Source organism: Secundilactobacillus similis DSM 23365 = JCM 2765, from assembly GCF_001311075.1.
GTDB classification, from domain to species: Bacteria; Bacillota; Bacilli; order Lactobacillales; family Lactobacillaceae; genus Secundilactobacillus; species Secundilactobacillus similis.
The window spans coordinates 1-19,399 of sequence record NZ_BBAD01000036.1 but is presented as its reverse complement, the minus strand read 5'-3'; the positions used below and the strand labels follow the sequence as shown (position 1 = coordinate 19,399).

The 19,399-nt window shown below is 47.2% G+C and carries 13 protein-coding genes and 4 pseudogenes; 2 read left to right on the top strand and 15 right to left on the bottom strand.

The genetic code is table 11. The features are described 5' to 3' along the window. Positions 1-341: 341 nt before the first annotated feature. The 14 genes and pseudogenes from JCM2765_RS09245 to JCM2765_RS09185 form a co-directional block, all read right to left on the bottom strand. Positions 342-1,828 (bottom strand): annotated as a pseudogene (locus JCM2765_RS09245) (MFS transporter). Between the two features lie 314 nt (positions 1,829-2,142). Further along, the gene (locus tag JCM2765_RS09240; RefSeq protein WP_054736221.1) at positions 2,143-3,045 is read right to left on the bottom strand and encodes an AraC family transcriptional regulator; all 903 of its coding nucleotides are present in this window, start codon (positions 3,043-3,045) and stop codon (positions 2,143-2,145) included. Positions 3,046-3,366: 321 nt separating this feature from the next. Then, positions 3,367-3,807, bottom strand: coding sequence for a universal stress protein (locus JCM2765_RS09235; RefSeq protein WP_054736219.1), 441 nt, complete (start codon positions 3,805-3,807; stop codon positions 3,367-3,369). 1,031 nt (positions 3,808-4,838) lie between these two features. After that, positions 4,839-5,966 carry a GGDEF domain-containing protein gene (locus JCM2765_RS09230; protein ID WP_054736217.1) on the bottom strand — a complete coding sequence of 376 codons (1,128 nt, stop codon included), beginning with the start codon at positions 5,964-5,966 and terminating at the stop codon, positions 4,839-4,841. 210 nt (positions 5,967-6,176) lie between these two features. Next, positions 6,177-7,037, bottom strand: coding sequence for a transporter substrate-binding domain-containing protein (locus JCM2765_RS09225; protein WP_054736214.1), 861 nt, complete (start codon positions 7,035-7,037; stop codon positions 6,177-6,179). Positions 7,038-7,453: 416 nt separating this feature from the next. Further along, complete coding sequence (locus tag JCM2765_RS09220) at positions 7,454-8,194, bottom strand: amino acid ABC transporter ATP-binding protein (RefSeq protein ID WP_054736212.1); 741 nt, start codon at positions 8,192-8,194, stop codon at positions 7,454-7,456. Continuing rightward, positions 8,187-8,875, bottom strand: a pseudogene (locus JCM2765_RS09215) (amino acid ABC transporter permease). Before JCM2765_RS09215 ends, JCM2765_RS09220 begins: the two are co-directional and overlap by 8 nt. Continuing rightward, on the bottom strand, positions 8,856-9,515 hold the full coding sequence (locus JCM2765_RS09210; RefSeq protein ID WP_054736235.1) for an amino acid ABC transporter permease: 660 nt from the start codon (positions 9,513-9,515) through the stop codon (positions 8,856-8,858). The pseudogene JCM2765_RS09215 and the gene JCM2765_RS09210 overlap by 20 nt, the downstream one beginning before the upstream one ends. A 426-nt stretch (positions 9,516-9,941) precedes the next feature. Next, complete coding sequence (locus JCM2765_RS09205) at positions 9,942-10,457, bottom strand: GNAT family N-acetyltransferase (RefSeq protein ID WP_054736210.1); 516 nt, start codon at positions 10,455-10,457, stop codon at positions 9,942-9,944. A gap of 21 nt (positions 10,458-10,478) precedes the next feature. Next, positions 10,479-11,561 (bottom strand): PH domain-containing protein, encoded by a 1,083-nt coding sequence (locus tag JCM2765_RS09200; RefSeq protein WP_054736209.1) that lies wholly within the window; start codon positions 11,559-11,561, stop codon positions 10,479-10,481. After that, positions 11,555-11,638, bottom strand: a complete 84-nt coding sequence (locus tag JCM2765_RS19110; RefSeq protein ID WP_225352053.1) for a hypothetical protein — start codon at positions 11,636-11,638, stop codon at positions 11,555-11,557. Before JCM2765_RS19110 ends, JCM2765_RS09200 begins: the two co-directional genes overlap by 7 nt. A gap of 14 nt (positions 11,639-11,652) precedes the next feature. Then, positions 11,653-11,940 carry a YdbT family protein gene (locus JCM2765_RS09195; protein WP_054736207.1) on the bottom strand — a complete coding sequence of 96 codons (288 nt, stop codon included), beginning with the start codon at positions 11,938-11,940 and terminating at the stop codon, positions 11,653-11,655. After that, on the bottom strand, positions 11,930-12,400 hold the full coding sequence (locus JCM2765_RS09190; RefSeq protein ID WP_054736205.1) for a PH domain-containing protein: 471 nt from the start codon (positions 12,398-12,400) through the stop codon (positions 11,930-11,932). The genes JCM2765_RS09195 and JCM2765_RS09190 overlap by 11 nt, the downstream gene beginning before the upstream one ends. Positions 12,401-13,254: 854 nt before the next feature. Beyond that, positions 13,255-14,860: pseudogene (locus JCM2765_RS09185) on the bottom strand (putative polysaccharide biosynthesis protein). A gap of 324 nt (positions 14,861-15,184) precedes the next feature. Here JCM2765_RS09185 and JCM2765_RS09180 point away from each other — a divergent pair. Continuing rightward, the gene (locus JCM2765_RS09180; RefSeq protein ID WP_054736203.1) at positions 15,185-15,814 is read left to right on the top strand and encodes a hypothetical protein; all 630 of its coding nucleotides are present in this window, start codon (positions 15,185-15,187) and stop codon (positions 15,812-15,814) included. A gap of 125 nt (positions 15,815-15,939) precedes the next feature. Here the strand turns inward: JCM2765_RS09180 and JCM2765_RS09175 are convergent, their stop codons facing one another. Next, the gene (locus JCM2765_RS09175; RefSeq protein WP_054736201.1) at positions 15,940-17,121 is read right to left on the bottom strand and encodes an MFS transporter; all 1,182 of its coding nucleotides are present in this window, start codon (positions 17,119-17,121) and stop codon (positions 15,940-15,942) included. A gap of 240 nt (positions 17,122-17,361) precedes the next feature. On the opposite strand from JCM2765_RS09175, the pseudogene JCM2765_RS09170 reads away from it, so the two are divergent. After that, positions 17,362-19,118, top strand: a pseudogene (locus JCM2765_RS09170) (ABC transporter ATP-binding protein). Positions 19,119-19,399 lie beyond the last annotated feature (281 nt).

Here is a 19,399-nt window from a genome sequence, read left to right as displayed (position 1 = left end):
GATTGTATCTCAAATTTAAATTGTGGTGCTTTGTGACAGCAGTAGCGGTTGGTTACTGCTGTTTGCCAGTTGCGTGTAAGAGCGGTTTCCCCCTTACTGCGTAGTTCTGGCGACGTGCTTTCAGGCTGCGTTGGTTTCGGCGCCATTTTTGATTTGCCTGTTTCGCGGTTTAGTCATGTTGAATGATTGGCCTCGGAACTGGTTATCGGCTACGGCGCCGAAACGTGTTCAATGAAGCAGAAGGTTGCATGTAAGGAGCTCATGGGTAAACCCCCAAGCCCGGGGCTTTCACCCATGAGCCCCTTACACTCCACCTTCTAGGCGCTTCGTTTCACACTCTATTACTTGTTAGCCAACTTAGCCTTACGATCTGCTTCCAATTCAACGTTGATTTCAGCAATCCGCTTATCAGTCAGTGGGTAACGGCTCATGATGAACATCGCTACGACAGCCAACACGATTGGGATCCAGATCATTGACCATTGGATACCAGCTAAAGCTGAAGCTGATTGAGTGGTTGCGGCGCCGTCAAAGTGCGTGAAGGCGTTGATGTAACCAGGGATGATCCCACCTAAAGCTAACCCAATCTTGAAGAACAGACCCATGATGGCGTTGATGATACCAGCAACCCGCTTCTTTGACTTGTATTCGCCGTAAGAAACGACTTCTGGCACCATTGACCACATGTAACCAGTTGCGGCAGTTAAGCCCCATTGTTGCAAGAAACGACCGATGTAACCCAAAGCAGTTTGGTCTTTGAAACCAGGCATGCCCCAGATCCAGATAACGATTTGACCAACGATGAACAGGCATAAGAAGAGGTAGAAGAAGCCCTTCTTACCAATCTTCTTACGAATGATTGGCCATAAGAATACTAAGAAGATACCAGGAATTGAACCGATCAAGTTAATTGAAGCCATCCATTCTGGGTGACCAACGTTGTATTGCATGTAGAAGGCCCAAACAGTGTTCCCAAAGAACATGAACGTGAAACCGATCAAGAAGAACAGACCCAAAATTTGAAGTGGCTTGTTGTTCTTTAATTCGTTGAACAAGTCACTGTATTTAACAGCGTCTGATTCTTCCTTGGTAGGTAAGATCCGTTCCTTAACACCACCGTAAGTACACATCAACATAATGAAACCGATAACCATGTAAATGGCCATAACCATGAAGTAAGCGCCACCAGCGTGTGGTGAAGCGTAGTTCCCTAGGTGTAACTTGATACCGAAGAAACCAATATCTTTCAATTGTTTGTCTGGTGAAGCGAGCTGAACGAACAATGGTAAGAAGGTGTAAACCATCAAGTTACCAATGTTAGCTTCAGTCATCCGGACCGTGGTCAACGTTGAAACTTCGTCGTTGTCACGAGTTAATGATGCGTTTAAGGCACCATAAGGATGTTAACCAATGAGTAAACCATTGCGGTTGCCATGTATGCAACGAAGGCGTACAGGATGTTCCCGCGAAGGGCTGGAATTGGTAAGAAAAGTAAAGCTGACAAAATCGTCAATGGAATCCCGTATTTAACTAGGAATGGGCGGTATTTACCAACCTTAGGGTTAAAGTTGTGACGATCGACATACGCCCCAACCCATGGATCCCAGAAAACGTTGATCCAACGCACAACCAAGAAAATGGTGGCGCCGGCAGCGGCTGAAATTCCGTAAACAGTGGTCAGGTAGAACAACAGCATGGAACCAATTGTCCCGAAAATCAGGTTTTGGGCAAGGTCCCCTGCCCCGTAACTAATTCGTTCACGCCAAGATAACTTGGCGAATTCGTCATTTTGTTCAATGACGTCATCTTGCTTAGGCACTGATGCCATAATTGTTTCCTCCAATCTGCGACTTAGAAGACGATTGTATTGGTTGGTCGTTTAGCGCAACCAAGTATCGATAAAAGTGCAAGACCTCACAAAAATTAATCGCCAAAAATCGTCCTCAACTTCAATCTACTTTAAACAATTAACGACAAGCTAGCTTGTTACAAGTACAAGTGTAATCGGTTTCACCTAAGTTAACTAGCTTGGTTTCTGCCTAATTTTAGTTAAATAGTGACTATTTACGTAAAAAGATGACATTGATCGGATAGCCATGATCAATGTCATCTTCGTATTATTATTCATTTAAGTTGACTATTTTATTCAAAATAACCACTTTCTTTAACCGTCCGAACCGTTCGTTTACCAATGATTTGACGTTGATACTTGCTAGGAGTAACCCCTGACCACTTCTTGAATTGTTTACTGAAATTCGAGATGCTGCTGGCCCCCATTAAATCCGCAATTTCTTCAACTGAATACTCCGGCGAACCCAATAGTAGCTTTGCTTTTCGGTACTTTTGTTCTTCGATAAAGTGAAGTGGCGTCACCCCATAAACCTTCTTAAACGTCCGGTGACCATAGCCGTTACTGATGCCCAATTTCTGACAAATATCGCCAAACGAAAACAGTGGCACTTGTTGCTGTTCCACATTTTCCTCAATTAGCGTTGCCATTTCTCGGCTAATTTTGGCTTCCCGTTCTGAATATTTAGCGTTAGCTTGGCGATAGTCCGCCATATTGGTCATCAACCCATACAAGAACTCCAATAGCGTAATCTGAATCTTGATCTTAGTCTGTTCCTTATTAAGCCCAGCGTCATCACTATCGACAACCATCTTTTGGGCCGTTTCTAACGCCAATTTTGCGATTGGGGTATCTGCCGGAATAACGGTGTTTGCCAAATTACCAATGATTTCCGATTTTAGTTCCAGACTCTCAATGTTGAAATGGAAGCAAATATAAGTCATATCCGCCGTTGCACTGGAGTTAAAATTCGTATGCAGGGTCCCCGGTGAAATGATCAACGCATCACCAGGACCGTAATCAAACGGCGCTAATCCCTTGATCTCCGTCGTTTGTCGCCCCGCAACAATACACATTAGCTCAAATGCTTGGTGTTTCTGTTCAAAAAACTGCCAACCACCTGGAACGGTTCGTTGATGCCCACCGAATAGGTATAAACTCGACTCCACAACCGGTAACGATACAAACTGTTTCACGATGAACCCACCACCCTTAGACCGGATTACAGAATAATCCTATATTACCCATATCATATTCAATTTTTATTCATTAGTCAACTAAAATGATGATTGACTAGTCGATTACAATTACCCAATTCGTGACTAATTTTAGTTAAAATATGACCAATCAGTTATCCATTACTAACAACTACTACTTCAATCACTAATTATTTTCAATTTAAATTGATTCATGAAAACCATGTTTTTATTTTCACAAAATTAATTAAGGCCTTTGAAAACTTAATTGACAACAAAAAGAAGTCGCCGAATTCATTAGGATAAATTCGGCGACTTCTTTTAACGAATGACCAACACTGAAATCGGTGAATATTTGGCCATATAGGCTGCCTGTGAACCAAACCGTTTCCGAAAACCGGTCTTGGCCAATGAACCGATGACCAATAAATCGGGTTTTACTTCCGGAATGATCTCTTTGATGATCGTTTCACCCGGATCGCCTTCCGAAATAATCGCATCGACGTTCTTGATACCGAACCGCAACGCGAGATCCCGGTAACCTAAAATGTGTTTCTCCAACTCATCACGCTTACCATGCACAAAGTCCTTACTCAAAGCCTGATAAACGTTCATCTCTTCTGATTCCAAAATCGACGTGATCGTCAACGCAGCATCGTCAGCTTTCGCCCGGTTCATCGCATACCGAAACGCTAACTGCGCATCTGGCGAATCATCGACCCCGACTAAGATATGCTTAAACTTCTTCGGATCTAGTTCCATTCTCCGTAACTCCTTTGCCCATGCAATTGTGTGACTTGGTTAACCAATGGTACAACGAACTTTGACTGGTTTAATTGTACCAAGAAATTGTTATATGTGCTATGTGTATCCGTTTTGACTTGCGTTTGGGTCTAGCGTAAGTATTCTTGTGCTTAGCTCGCGAAGTGCAGTGATTTGCGTGAACTTACGATTCCGGTAAGCGGCTAGGTTCCTGCTGTGGGGCCGGTCTGAGCCAAAGGGCGGTCTCAGCCCTCAAATGTAAGCCTCGCCAAACCCCGTGCGAGTCTTACATTTGTCCCCGATGATTGGCGGTTGTCGGAGACACCAACAACCACCAATCATCGCGACACAGCATCCACCTAGCCGCTTACCGAAATCTTACATTGGCGCAAATCGGCACTATTGTAGACCATCTCAAGTGCTTAACTGGACATCTGCGACAATATTGCAATAACACTAACGTTGATTCGACAAACGCAAAATTAATCAGCAGTCACCGTTTCATAATCGAGATGAATAAGCAGCGATATCTTCTTAATGCCAACGTAACGTACGACTGGTAGATTTAGCATTGCGCAATAGTTGATTCGTTGTGATTACTGAATATTGACCACTATCGTTTCTAACGATTGTTAAGTTATCATTGAGCGTTGCGGTTACGCAGTTTCGTTAACCTCAACTTGTTGCAATTAGCAGTTAAGCTTCCGACAGCGCTCCATATAGCGGGAGGCGGAGGCGCGCGGGGCTCAGCAGTGTCGGTATGACTTAAGCAGTCGTGTCCCGTGGGGTTCGGGGTGCGAGTGCTTAAGTCATACGCCAGTCCGAAGAGATCCGGCATGGGCGGTTTTTGCCCATTCCTAGCTCGTAGGCTGGCCACTGCGTTCCAGTCCCCGCATAGCGCCGGAGTCTCCCGCGGCATCCTTCCACTATATAAAACCAGAATCACTGAATTTCACAAACTAAACATGTTTACGCTGGACACACACAACAAAAAAAAGCCCCACCAACCGGCAGAGCTTTCATCAATAATTTTAAATGGTGTCGCCATCGTTACTGATCGTAATCCGGTTACGACCATTCTTTTTCGAGTGATATAGGTAGTGATCCGCACGCTTAAAGATGCCCATGGCGTCGATGTCAGAAGACTTTCTCGCCGTGACACCCATGGAAACGGTAATGTGGAAAGTGCGGCCATCATCCGCTGTAATCGTCAGTTCTTTGATCCCAGCCGCAATTGCTTGAGCAACTTGTTGGGCTACGTCAAACGGCGTATTCGGCAGTAAGACGTTAAACTCTTCGCCCCCCGTTCTGTATAATCGAGAACCGGGTGCCACGTCATCTAACAACCCTTGGACGTGTTTTGAGAATTCAATCAAAGTCCGGTTACCCACCAAATGACCATAATTATCGTTAATTGCTTTAAAGTAGTCGATATCCATCGCAATGACGCCAAGTTCCGCATTGGACCCTTCGAAATACTCATCTAAATTCTGACGGAAACTCAACCAGTTTCGCGCACTCGTTAAGCCGTCAAAATGCACGTTTCGCGCGTCTTGAATGTTATCCACGTTTTCTCGCCTAACAAGCACCATGTAACCGTAACAGATGGCCGAAATCACGAAGTAGCTGGCGAGAAATGCCCAGAAGTATTTAGAAGCCACCGGTATTCTCACCGCATTTGCGCTCCAGAACAGGACGCCCATGATTGCTTTGCCAATCAAAATGACCACGGGATGTTCGTCAAATGGAAAAAAGTAGCGCCGCTCGAGCCACAGCCCAACCATGTAGGCGACAAACACGAAACCGATCATCCAGTCAACGATTCCCGTTATTGCCGTCAGAAGAATCAGATCACCAACGACCGCTAGGAAAATGTTTAAATGGGTCTTCAACGCGTTCACGTAGCTGAGTAATAAAATGAACTGAAAGTTGAACACCATCATGTTGATCATGTCGTTATGACCGGCGGTGGCCAACAGAAACAACCCAACTGTGACTGCCCAAAAATACAGGGTGTAAATCAGCTCAGTTCGCCACGGATGTGGATTATTTCCCTCAACGTCAAGGTCCAGTAAATGCATCAGACGTTGAAGGCCACCGATAAAGCCGATATCAAAAAAGATACTAATAAAGCTCGCAAAAATCATTATTTTTGCCACGAATTTCCCCCCCTAACTTGACACGTTAGCTTTATTATACGCATGCACTAATTTGTTGTGCAATAGTCTATCGCATTCAAATTGTATCATGGAATTGACGCCACTTGCTGATTCGAGCCTCCCTTTAAATGCATTTGAACTTAATTTTGCCAAAAAAGAACCGCAGTCCCACCATCACTGGCAAAACTGCGGTTCCATTTAACATTTCAATTACTTAGTAATGATAATGTCACTTGGCTTAACTTCTGAACCGAAGTACGGCTTCAATTGACTGTTGTAATCTTGTTCGAAGAAGCTGTTCTTAGTCAACTTGTTGATTTCCTTGTTGGTCCAGTTCAACAGTGACTTGTTCCCCTTCTTAACAGCTGGGGCAATGTATTGCTTTGGTCCGATCGACTTGATCCCAACGGTGTACTTAGGTTGGTTCTTAACCCAAGCGTACAGGTATGAGTTATCATCCGCCAAAGCAGCACCACGGCCGTTCTTCAAGGCGTTAAATTGTTGGGTCTTAGAATCAAACTTCAACAAATTTACGCCAGACTGCTTCGTGAAGTAGTTTTCAGCGGTCGTCCCCTTGGTCACGATCAACTTCTTACCATTTAATTGACTAGCCTTCGTGATTGGGTTCGACTTCTTTGAAACGACCCCAACGGAAACCTTCATGTATGGGTTAGCGAAGTCAACCACTTGCTTCCGTTCTGGCGTTACCGTGAAGTTAGCCAAAACCATGTCGACCTTGTTTGAGTTCAAGGCGTCCACCCGGTTGTTGGCGTTCACTTGAACGAATTTAGCCTTTACACCAAGGTCTTTAGCAACCTTGCGTGCTAGCGTCAAATCATACCCAACCCGTTGACCGTTCTTGTTAACCCAGCCGTAAGGTGGCAAGTCGCCAAATACAGCGATGCGAATCGTCCCACGCTTCTTGATCTTTTGAACCGTACTTTGGTTGTCACTTGACGATGACGATGAACTTGACTTACTGCTGTTGCTCCCACAACCGGCTAATACCAATGACAAGCCGGCAACGACGCCGAGTAATGCGGCGAATTTCTTAAATCCAAATTTCTTCATTGTGAATCCCCCTAAATATAGTTAGATATGATTGCTGTTTTGATAGTTGGTTCCCTAAGTTTGAGTGGTGCTGGTAAGCTGTTTGGAGCTTACGACTGTTGGTGGTGCTGGGTAGTGATGGTACTACTCTGGTTGATTCAGTGGTACCAGCAATGTTCCTCATTGTTGACCCTTACTAAGTGATTCTGGCGACGGGCTTTCAGGCTACTTTGGTTTCGGCGCCAATTAAGCTTTAATTTTCCGCTTACTACTTATATTGTGCAGTTTGCTGATTTTGGTGCTTTCAGGCCTCCGCGCCGAAATGCGCTCCACGAAGCAAAGAGCTATGTATAAGGGCCAACCAGGTTAAAAGCCGAAACCCAGGCTTTTAACCTGGTTGCCTTATACGCCGCTCTTTAACCGCTTCGTTCCGCGTTCTAAAAATCCATACTCTCCAAAAACGCCTTCGCCCGATCCGTCTGTGGATCTTCAAAGAACTGCTTGCCTGGCGTTTGTTCCAAAATCTTGCCGTCTTCCAGGAATAGCACCCGGTCGGCGATTTGCTTGGCGAAGTTCATTTCGTGGGTGACCACGATCATCGTCATATTGCTGTCCTGCGCCAGCTCCGTGATGATATTGAGGACGCCGCGGACCATTTCTGGGTCCAGTGATGCGGTGACTTCATCGAACAGCATCAATTCTGGATTTAGTGCCAACGCCCGCACAATAGCGATCCGTTGCTTTTGGCCACCTGAGAGTTGCCGTGGATAACTATTTTCGTACTCACGTAACCCAACTTGATCCAGTAGCTTTTCGGCCGTTGCCTTCGCTTCTTCTCGTGATTGATGCTGCACCTTAACTGGTCCCAATAAGATGTTATCCAACACCGTTAAGTTTGGGAAGAGGTCGTAACTTTGAAACACCATGCCGATTTTTTGACGTAATTGCTGCCAGTTCTTTTCGGTTGGCGTCACTTCTTCACCGTTAAAGGTCAGCGTGCCTTGTTGGTACTCTTCCAGCCCGTTTAAACAACGAATCAAGGTACTCTTTCCAGAGCCGGATGGTCCGAGTAACGCAACCACCTCACCCTTCGCAATGGAGAAGTTAATATCGTGTAACACGTGGCGCTTTTGGTAAGATTTTTCCAAATGCGCAACGCTTAAAATTTGCTCAGCCATTTGCACGCTCCAATCTCTTCTTATCCATCCGTTTTGCCCACCATGACAGCGGGTAATCGATGACGAAGTACATCACAAAGATAATGCCGTAAACCCAGAAGACGCCGGTCGGGTATTTTTGCCCGTTGGCTTCAACCACCTGCTGACCCACGTTGATGACATCCATCACGGAGATCAACATCAGCAACGATGTCGTTTTGATGACCCGGGTCACTAAGTTGATGGTGGCTGGTAATTCCAACGCAACGGCTTGTGGGATCAACACGTACCGGTAAAGTTGCCAGCGGCCCAAGCCAATCGCTAACCCTGATTCCCGTTGATGTTGCGGGACCGAGATCAAGGCACCCCGGACAATATCGCTCATTTCAGCGGCGGTCCAGAGAGCAAATACCAGGATGGCCACTTCATTTGCCGGGAGGTTAACCCCCATCTGTCGTGGCAAAATGTAGTAAAACAAAAACAACAACACGACAGTCGGCACGATTCGGAAGAACTCCAAGTACAACCGAAGAATAAAGCGTAACGGCCGGTTCTTAAAGGTCCGTAAAACCCCAAGGACAACGCCAAGAATCAAGCTAATACCAACGCAATCGCGGCAATTTCAATCGTTGTCCATAAACCACCAAACAACCGGGCCAGGTTCCGGCCTTCGAATAAAACATTAATTCCCGAATGCGCCATAACGAACCCTCTTTTCTAGAATGGTGAGTAGAATCGACAACGGAATCAAGATGATCGCGTAACCCACGACTAACACAAGCAGGTACTCGTTTGACCGGTAGTACATCCCGATTAGATCCAACGCGGTGTTGGTCAGTTCTGGAATGGCGATCACCGTAAAGATCGAGGTTTCCTTGATCAAGAAGATGATGTTAGCTGCCAACGCTGGCACACTTAACGCAAACCCTTGTGGGAAGACCACGTAGCGCGCTAACTGACCACGCGTCAGGCCAATTGCCTTCCCCGTTTCAACCTGAGTCTTGCTGACGCCGTTGAAACCACCGGTAAATCCTTCGGCCATGTAACTCCCACCAAGGAAGATCAAGCCGACGATGCCACACATTTCAGCGTTCATCTTGAAGCCAAACACTGGAAACGCGTAGTACAGGAAGAATAATTGCACAAGCAACGGGGTGTTTCGTGACACTTCCACGTACACCGACACGATTTGGTGGAGTACGGGTACTTTGAAATACTGCAGTAGGCTGCAGACGAGGCCCACGATAATGGCGCCAATGATACCGATCAGGGATAACCATAGCGTGAGGACCAGTCCCTTTTCGAAAACTGGTAAACTCTGCTGGATCACTTGCCAGCTAATTCCCATGAGTGTGGTACCTCCTTTAACCAAAAATAATTTGAATGACCATTTAATTTCATTCCGTCAACTTGTTGTCAGATCAATGGTTCCGGGCAATAAAAAAGTCCCCACCAGTTTTCGACAAACTGATAGGGACGACAAAAAATCGCTATTCCACCCTGGTATTCAACCATACTCTGACTCGTATTCAAGTCCGGGACGATAACGGGTCCTGACGGTTGTAACGCACCCTTGGGAACGCTACAGCAGATTATACGCGAACAAGCGCACTTCGTTGGTCCAACTAGCCCCTTCTCATCTACCGGGGTTTTCTGTTCTTAGTCGATCCACTTACTCTTCTTGTTCATAACCTAAAAAATGAAATTTAAATGGCAACTTACGCGATTCATTATAAATTGACTAGAAGACATTTGTCAAGTAGCACGATCAGAGTTTCTTTTCAAGCATAAAATCACGCTGCTCATCCGTGCCCAATTTGAAAACGTGCTCGCCGGTTTTCCGGAACGCCATTCGACCATAGAACTTTTGAGCAGCATCATTTTGGTCCCAAACACCTAGCCAGACACGGGTTTTGCCAAGTTCTCGCGCTCGAGTTTCAGCAAATTCAATCAGGTCACGCCCAATCCCCAACCGTTTGAAAGCCGGTAGCACATAGATCCGTTCCACTTCCAAATAAGCTGGGCCCTTCGCCTCCGACTGAGACTCATCAATATTTAATTTAGTATACCCCGCTAACTGACCATCTTGATAAACCAGGTAGTATCCAGTCGTTGCGCTTGATAATTCAGTCGTTAAGCGAGCATCATTGTAAGTTTCTTGATAGTAGTCTTCAAGATCTTCAGCAGTATTGTAAGCACCGTAAGTATCCGCAAACGTGGTGATGCTAAGTTGTTTCAACGTCGCCAGATCCGTTGCTTCGGCACGTCTAATTTCAGTTGTCATGACTTCACTAACCTTCGTTCCTTAATCATTTGCTTGCCGATACCAATCGTACACCCGCTGGGCCGACTGGTCAGACACAAACCGAACCTCAATTTCCTGATTCGAGTCACCGTGCCGTACATTTAACCGCAAATGGGCCAACCCTGCCCGCTTCATCCAAACCGTTTGGACGAGCACCACTGATTGGATTCGACGCTTTGGTACCAAGTAAGTTTCCCGCTCAAACCAGTGACCCGTTTGAAGAGCTACCAACTGGTCGCTCAGTACGGAAAGGCCGACATTGTGACCCGCATAGAGACCTAAAAGAATCGCTAATGGCACTAACAACAACGCTAACCAGCCCCACGGTCGTAAGAACCAGATGATGGGCACAGCGGGTACCAGCGCCACCAACAAGGCGTTGCGAATCAATCGCCAACGACCGCTAAACGAAATGCGCTCCATGACTGGCCGCTCTTGCGGTACCCAGTTGATAAACCGGTGAATTTCAGCATATCGACGCTGGTTGAGTACCGGCATCAAGACGAGGTTTTTTCCGTCTTCTTTTTCCGAAGCCGATGACGCCAACACGAGTTGGATCGACTCTAATTTCAATAGTTGTCGCAAAATGGTCTGACTCACGATAACGGTCTGAACCCGGCTTTCATTAGCTGAAATGGTATTTCGTTGAAAAAAGCCCTTTTCAGTCACCAATCGCTGCCCCTGTTTGCTTAGTTGGAAATGGTAGTAACGCTGAATAATCGTTAAATAGCTAACAATGATGCCGAAAATCAGGATGACCAGGATCAATCCAATCAACATCAAAATGCCTAAAGCAGCGACGTTACTAACCGCGTTGTTAAGCACCTTATCCGGCACCAAATCATCCAACTTATCATACAGCCAAAGTACCCCCAGCAGGATGGGAATCACGCCCATGGACGTTAAGGCGTAGGTGTTGAGGTCCGACCAGTTGATGCGATAGGTCGCATCAGTTGCTGGTTTCGCACTCGTCTTGGACTTTGCCTGAGTTGACGCTTCACCAGCCGATTCAACTGTTACATCGAGAACGGGTTGCCCCTTTACCAGCGCCTGTAGCTGATCCACGACTGCCTGCGTCACCATCGGCAACTCGCCTCCGCCTTATCGTGTGATTGGCCCGACGTTTCCAAACTAACCAACGTTAACTTGAACGGCCGCATGAAGAACCACTGCTTCAACTGCAGCGTTTGGATCCGCGTATAGGTACGTGGACCTGCTTTTTAAAGATGATCCCCGTATTGATCGTAATCGCCTGCTCACCGAGGTCGTAACGGTACCACCAGTATTTGACCACTGCCCGCACTAAATCGAGCGCGATGACGCTGCCCCAAACGAGCAGAAACCAAAATAAGCCTAAATGCCATAACCCAGACGCCGAAATCACGAAGATGAACGCTAGCCCCGCTAAATCACGCCACCAAAACAGCAAAATGGCCAGTGGGTGGAGTCGCTTAGTCGTCATGCGGCGTCGCCTCCAGTGCTAAGGTCATGATCTGCTCCTTCAACTGAGCTGCGGTTTCAGGTAGCACGGACTCGATTTTATGGGTCGTTGCGGCCGTTTCGATGTTAACCGTCTGCAGGTGTTGCCACTGCAAAATCGGCCCTGCTGCTAACGTGACGTTTTGAATGCGATTGATTGGAATTGCCGTCTGTTTGCGAAAGAAAAATCCTGACTGGATCTCAACGTCTCGCGCCGAGATCTGATAGCGCCAAAAGTGGTATCGGTACGGCACAATTGCCAATTCCACGACGACTTCCACGATGGTCAATCCGGCAATTAACCACCAGATCCAAGCCGGCCAGTGCCAAAAATGCGTTGCCAGCCATAATGCCCCAGTAATCACCGCGCCAAAGATCAGTGACCCAACGGAACTGATTCGCCACACGGTTTTAATCTGCTTCGGTAAAGCTTCCCCTATCATCTGTGTTCCTCCTGTTAATCGTCTGTTTCAATCCCAGTAATAGCGTACTTGAATTTGTGGTAGATTACTACCCTTCGTTTACGTTCGGCGACAGTGTTTACCGTTTGTGCAGTTTGACTTCGTTGCCGCGTTAATCACGGGTGATATTGTGGGCACAGCCGGTCGCCTGAAAATTTGGGCGCTGGAACGCCATGGGCACGATTTTGAGCCGAAAGCCCGCGTCTCAGAATACGGCCTTTTACTAGTCTGGCAAGCAACGCCAGCCAAGTAAAATTTCATGGCTGAGGCCCAATTTTCAGACCGACCTCTTGTTTGCGAATTTTCGGCATCGGTTACCGCACTCCCGAAAATTTATCATGAAGGGCCATACTGTCGGACGATGACAATCGCGGACATCTCAGTAAACACTGAACAATAACGTTATCGTATTAAGTCAACAATTGTTTAAGCGTGCTGCGTCAACATTTAGAACGGATTGACGTTTGCTTGGTACGCTTATGAAGCATTGACCACTAATCACTTTTGTCGGTTCAACGTCAGTCGTTGCAATACTGCTGCAAGCCGTTCAGTTACGTATTTGGGATGATTTACAATGGCGCCAAACTGCACCAATATGAGATGGAGGTATGCGGCTAGGTTCGTGCTGTGTCGCGATAATTGGTGGTTGTTGACGAACTTTCAACAACCACCAATTCGAGGTCTGAGACCGCCCTTCGGCTCAGACCGGCCCCATCGCACGAACCTAGCCGCATACCGGAATCGACAGTTCACGCAAACCACACTTCGCAAACTAACAGCAATGATGCTTACGCTGGACAAAAAAGAGACCACCCAAAAGTGATCTCACAAGTTTACTATTCAAAATGCTTATACCGGAAATACTTATACCCAATATTTCGATCAAAGACCGCCCGTGACAGTCCTAATCGATTGGCAACACTGAGGTAAGCGCCTAAGGCCACTAGCCCAAAAACGGCAGCGTAAATCAGCGCACCAAGCTTCGTTGTTGGTAAGAAGATTCGGTGTAGCCCTTCAGCAATCCCAACGACGACGATGAAGAAACCAACGTTCACGCCAATCAGTTTACTCAACTGACCGTAATGCACGTGGAACTCATGCCCGACTTTTCGAAGACACAGGAAGGCGATGAAGCCAAACGAGATCGACGTTGCTAAGATTGCGCCGAAGCCTTGCAACCAAGCCACTAATGGTATTGCAGCACCGCTTTAACCAGTAAGCCAATCAACAAGTAGTTCATGGCCTTCTTGCTATAGTGCAGCGCCTGCAAAATCGTCAAACTATTGATGGCCATCCCCAATACCAAACTTTGCAGTAAGTTCCAGAATAGGTACCGGCCACCCAGTTGGCTGAACGAGAAGAAGATACCGTTGGTTTCATAAGCTAACGCGTCTAAGATGGTTACGGCAGGCAGTAAGGCAAAGGTCAGCAACTTCAAATTTTGAAGAACTAACTCACCAATTCGTTCTCGCGGCGCACCCTTACTGCTAGCCAAAATTGGCAACGTGGTTTCTGCCATGCGATGGCCAAAGATACCACCACCGTCGTGATTTTGGTTGGATTTGCCGAAAACAGCGTGTAGAGGTACTGAATTGCGTTGGCTGAGTAATGCGTGGTGGACTGCACGATCTGCTTGAAGAACAGTTGGTCGACCAGCTGGCTCAGCGTGATACCTGAACCCACGATGACGAATGGCACTGATTCGTACACGATGGTCATCAAGATGTGCTTTAAACTTTCCGGTGCTAGTGGTTCACTCTCCTGAGCCGCTTGCCGGTAAGCGCCACGCTGTTTGCGGTAATACAGTGCTAAATACAGATAGCTGGCAACCGCCCCAATGACGGCACCCAGAACACTGTAGTAAACGGCGACCACGTAACTCACGTGCCACACTTCGATGACTAAGTAGGTCATCACCAGAATGAAAATTACCCGAATGAACTGTTCCCACAGCTGCGAGATGCCAAACGGCTTGAGATCCTGATTACCTTGGAACCAACCGCGAATGATACTCATTGACGGTAGGATAATAATCGCCGGCACCAACACCCGAATTGCGTTGGTCGCGTGTTGTAGCGAAACCACTGGACTATTGCGTGCAATCACCGGCGCCAATGCGTACAGTAAGATTCCGCAGACTAACCCCGAGGCCAACATCACCATAAACCCGACTTTAGTTAGGCGTTTCGCATTTAAAAAGCGGTTCTCGCCGTTATAAAAGGCCACCCGCCGCGCAACCGCAGACGGAAACCCTGCCGTTCCCAGCGAGATAAACAACGCATATGGCGTATACGCCGTGTTAAACAGCGCTTGCGCCACACTCTGTTGGTGCGGATTACCAATCATGTACAACCATGGAATCAGGTATAAGATTCCCAACACCCGTGAAAAAATGCTCCCAAATGATAGCCAGAACGACCCTGACATTAGTTTTTTATTCACAAAATTTCTCCTAAATCTAACTGAACTTCAATCCATCACTTTTAGGACGTCCGTCTTGTTTTGGGCCACTATTGACGACCCACTGACGATTTGTCCGTAACGTTTTCTACGAACCTTAAGCATAGCACGTTTTTTAGCGCACGCCTACACCGTTTTGTTTGGAAAGCGTTGGTTAGGCGTTATAACAGCTCAATAAATCGCTACGGGGTTAGTAGATTATTGCCCAGTTTAACTGTATTAACGGTTTACCCACTCCTTTTTCATTGAAACCCAACGACTCAAATGTTATTATTCCATCTAAGATATTACTTAAAGGAGCAGTGCATGCATAAGTTATTAGTTACCATTGGGGTCTTCGTTGCTGCGGTCGGGGGAATCATTGCCGCACCAACTAAGAGCTCAGCCGCAACATTACCAGCCGTTAAAGTCGCTCACGTTGGCTACCAAGCTGATCACAAGCAGTTAAGCTTTACAGCAACTGCGCCAAAATCAGCAAAGAAATTGGCCGTTAGTTATCATGGTCACGTCAAGACCTACACGCTTAAACATCAGCAAGCCAACGTTAACTATCAATTTAGCGGCTACCGTAACTTTAAAGTTTACGGCGTTAACGCCAAGGCTCATCGTGTCACGCGGGTCAAGTCACTGACATCCGCCAACTACACCACCACTGAAATCATTAACTATGACGAACAACTCACAACTGAAACTTACCAAGTGACGATCCAAACCCTTGCACCGCACCGAACCGTCGCCCTTTACCACGGTACCAAACGGCTTCAATTAAAATCAACCGGTACCGGCCAAGCTGTCACGTTTACCATGAGTGCGGCAAACTATGCCAAATACGGCGCTGACTTAACCTACACCGTTAAGGCTGCTAATAAAAAAGCCTCGCTTCCCTTTGAGCTTCACTTACTGAAGAAACCGGGAAATCTGGCGGCGATTGCCTAACCGATCGTTAATAAAAGCGCTACAAGCGATTCCTTCCCTAAAAAGAATCGCTTGTAGCGCTTTTATTGTGGGCATGATTTCCGTTACTCATAGTTCACACGTCCGTTGTGCTGATCCGCCACCGTTTAACCGGCCTGCTTCACACGCTTATTAGCAATAATCCGATTCAACAAAATCATTAATCCCAATGAAATCGCAGCATACACCGCTGCGCCCCAGCTAATGTGGGCAACGCCAACCGGTGCCACTAACATTGATGCCGTAGCAGAACCGAGCGATATCCCGAAGTTAAAGAAGATTGAATTTAACGATGACGCAAGAACTAACGCTTGTGGGTAGTCCTTTTCCGCCACGTTCAAGAAGTGAATTTGGGCGGGCGAGTTCAGTAACGTCACAATCAAACTTAAAATCAGTAACATCCCGTAACCCGTAAGCTTATTCATTAGACCAAATGGTAACAGGGCTAAAATCACAATATCCAACACGTAAAACTTGGGCATCCGTTTCAGCCCGTCATGTTCCGCCAACATCCCCGAGAACCGGTTGCTGACAATGCTGATCAGCCCGATGCCAAACAACAACCAGTTCAAACTCTGGTTACTAAAGCCTAGCACCGTGGTCAACATTGGCCGGATGTAGGTGTAGTAGGCGTAAAACGTTGCGGCAGTGAATAGTACTAAAATCACAGCCACGTAGATTCGCGGATCCTTCAATAACACCAACTGATTGCGAATCGATCCCTGAACCTGATCAACGTGTTTGGGTAAAATCACGACTAATAACGCAAATGTGATAATCGAGACCACCGACACCATAAAGAAGGCGTAACGCCAACTGTAGTTCGTACTAATCGTTGTCCCAATCGGCACCCCGAAGACTGAGGCAATACTGAACCCAGCGTAGATCCAAGACACCAGACTCGCCCGCTTTTCCCGCGGCGCAATTGAGCTGGCGAAGGTCATGATCAGTGAAATAATGGCCCCGGAAACACTGGCTGAGATGATCCGTGAACCCATCATGAACCAGTAATTGGTTGCTAAGCCACTCAACGTGTTCCCAATTAAGAAGATCAACATGAGTACTAACAGCGTTTTATACCGGCTGTATTTACTCGTTAACACGGTAATGAACGGTGTGCTGATGGCGTAGGTCGTGGCGAAAATGGTCACGAGGTACCCTGCCAAGGCCAGCGATACGTGCAAGTGACCCGCGATGTCGGACAGAATTCCGACCACCATAAACTCGTTACACCCTAACATGAAGGCCACGAGCACAAATACGATAGCTTGTATACGATACTTATTCAAAAAAATTCCCCTTTGCTATTTTTTCTCTCCTAACAGCCTACACCATCTCCGCGCTGATTTTAAGCCGTTCGTGTCAGATTCCCGTTAAAAAGCGCTCCCAATTCAAAATTTCTCATCTAACTCACAGGTATACCAATTGTGAAATTTGTTGCATTCACGAAGTCGGAGACGCTTAACTATCCATTACCGCTAAAATGTGCTACATTGCGGTTAATTACTTCGAAACGCGAGGTCCTCAACATGTCCAACTCACCATCCCTCTTAGCCATGTTCAAGTTTGTGTTCGGTAAAGTCCTCACCCGCCGCTGGCTCCTAATCCTTAACGTGCTGGCGTTAACCGTGATCACTTTGCTGCAATTTGTCGTGCCCCAAATCGAACAGTATATCATTGATAAAATCATTCCCCAGCAAAACTACACCGGACTCCTCTGGGCCATTGGTGGCCTACTATTGACGGCACTAGTCTTAGGCGTGTTTAACTACCTCTCCACCTACTACATGAGCGTGATGAGTCAAAATGCCATTACCGCCCTGCGAAACCAACTTTATCAGTATTTACTAAAACTCGATACGACCTTCTTTGAGTCCAGCAAAACTGGCGACCTAATGACTCGTCTGACCAGTGACATCAACAACCTTCAAAGCCTGATTTCCGCCAATATGCTCAACATGGTCGGCAACCTGTTCACCTTCGTTGGCGTGCTAGCGCTCATCATCTACATTAACTGGCAGATGGCGTTGGCCGTCAGCCTCACCTTTCCGCTGATGTTTCTGGTCTACCGCGTGTTCCGGTTCCGCATCCGTAGCGCCTTCCTTCACGCCCGTCAGTCACAAGCCCGAATGTCGAATCAAATGCAGCAGACGTTGACCCAAATCGATCTAATCAAGAGTTTCAACAGTGAACAAACCGAAGCCGGTCGCTTTGAGAAACTAGCTGATACGAACCGAAACGACATGATCACTGCCGGTCGCAACCAAGCCATTTTCTCGCCGTTGATCGATAGTTTGAACTATTTAGGCATCGCCATTGTCCTATTGTTGGGCGCCTACTTCATTATGAAGGGCCACCTCACCGTTGGGGCGTTAGTAGCATATTTAAGCTACGTCGGCATGGTTCAGTCCCCGATTCAATCCTTCACCCGCTTGTTGAACCAACTACAACAGGCCTCCGTTTCGTACGGCCGAATCCAGTCGGTGTTGGACGTGACGCCAACCATCGTTAACGTTGCGGAACCAAAACCTTTCCCAACGCTTAAAACGGGCATCCAACTCGACAACGTCACGTTCACTTACCCCACGACCCGTGGTAAAGATGACCCGACCGTTACGCTAAACGATGTTAGTTTTCAAATACCTTACGGCCAGACTACCGCACTGGTCGGCCAATCCGGTTCCGGCAAAACCACCATTACTCGCTTGATTGACCGATTCTACGATCTCGACAGCGGTCAAATCACCTTTGACGGCGTCCCGGTGACGCAAATCGACCTGTCAGACCTACGACAGCACATCGCCATCGTTTCTCAAGACATCTTCATTCTGGATGGTTCAATTCGGGATAACGTCTTGTATGGGCGACCAGAGGCAACTGACGATGACATTTGGCAGGTTCTAGAACTTGCGACCTCGCAGCATTTGTCCGTCAGCTACCTGATCAGCTGAATACGCAGGTTGGCGAACGCGGCGTCAAACTCTCCGGTGGTCAAAAGCAACGGTTGTCGATCGCGCGGGCATTACTGAAGGATGCGCCGGTCATTATCTTAGACGAAGCTACCGCCAGTCTTGATAACCAGTCCGAAAAAGCGATTCAGCACGCCCTGAATAACCTGTTGCAGTCGCGCACCTCGTTGGTGATTGCCCACCGACTTTCGACGATTCATGATGCTGATCAGATTATTGTGATGGCGGATGGACACGTGGTGGAACGCGGGAACCATGAGACGTTGCTGGCGAAGAATGGGACTTATACGGCGTTGTATAATGCGCAGTTTGAATAATACTAAAAGAATATACCTCAGGATTTTTTGCTGTCGCTTGTGTCCAGCGTAAGCATTGGGTGGGTTTTGAGTGAAGGCTGTTTGTCATCGCTTCGCTCGCCAAAGCCGCACGAAAACCGGCGCTCTCAGGCTACAAAATTCGGCGCCGCTTAAACTGTTATTTCCAGGGTTCCTGAAGTTATAGAAACTTGTCAACCACGCGCTTTCTGACCACCGCGCCGAATGGTGCTACGCGAGACTGAGAGCTGCATGTAAGGCGAGTCCGGTAAACCCGCCAGGCC

What these genes read in the sequence shown, in the direction of transcription:
- JCM2765_RS09235 (WP_054736219.1), bottom strand. Translation starts at nt 3,807, where the DNA reads ATGGAACTAGATCCGAAGAAGTTTAAGCATATCTTAGTCGGGGTCGAT.
- JCM2765_RS09225 (WP_054736214.1), bottom strand. Translation starts at nt 7,037, where the DNA reads ATGAAGAAATTTGGATTTAAGAAATTCGCCGCATTACTCGGCGTCGTT.
- JCM2765_RS09220 (WP_054736212.1), bottom strand. Translation starts at nt 8,194, where the DNA reads ATGGCTGAGCAAATTTTAAGCGTTGCGCATTTGGAAAAATCTTACCAA.
- JCM2765_RS09205 (WP_054736210.1), bottom strand. Translation starts at nt 10,457, where the DNA reads ATGACAACTGAAATTAGACGTGCCGAAGCAACGGATCTGGCGACGTTG.
- JCM2765_RS09200 (WP_054736209.1), bottom strand. Translation starts at nt 11,561, where the DNA reads ATGGTGACGCAGGCAGTCGTGGATCAGCTACAGGCGCTGGTAAAGGGG.
- JCM2765_RS19110 (WP_225352053.1), bottom strand. Translation starts at nt 11,638, where the DNA reads ATGCGGCCGTTCAAGTTAACGTTGGTTAGTTTGGAAACGTCGGGCCAA.
- JCM2765_RS09195 (WP_054736207.1), bottom strand. Translation starts at nt 11,940, where the DNA reads ATGACGACTAAGCGACTCCACCCACTGGCCATTTTGCTGTTTTGGTGG.
- JCM2765_RS09190 (WP_054736205.1), bottom strand. Translation starts at nt 12,400, where the DNA reads ATGATAGGGGAAGCTTTACCGAAGCAGATTAAAACCGTGTGGCGAATC.
- JCM2765_RS09180 (WP_054736203.1), top strand. Translation starts at nt 15,185, where the DNA reads ATGCATAAGTTATTAGTTACCATTGGGGTCTTCGTTGCTGCGGTCGGG.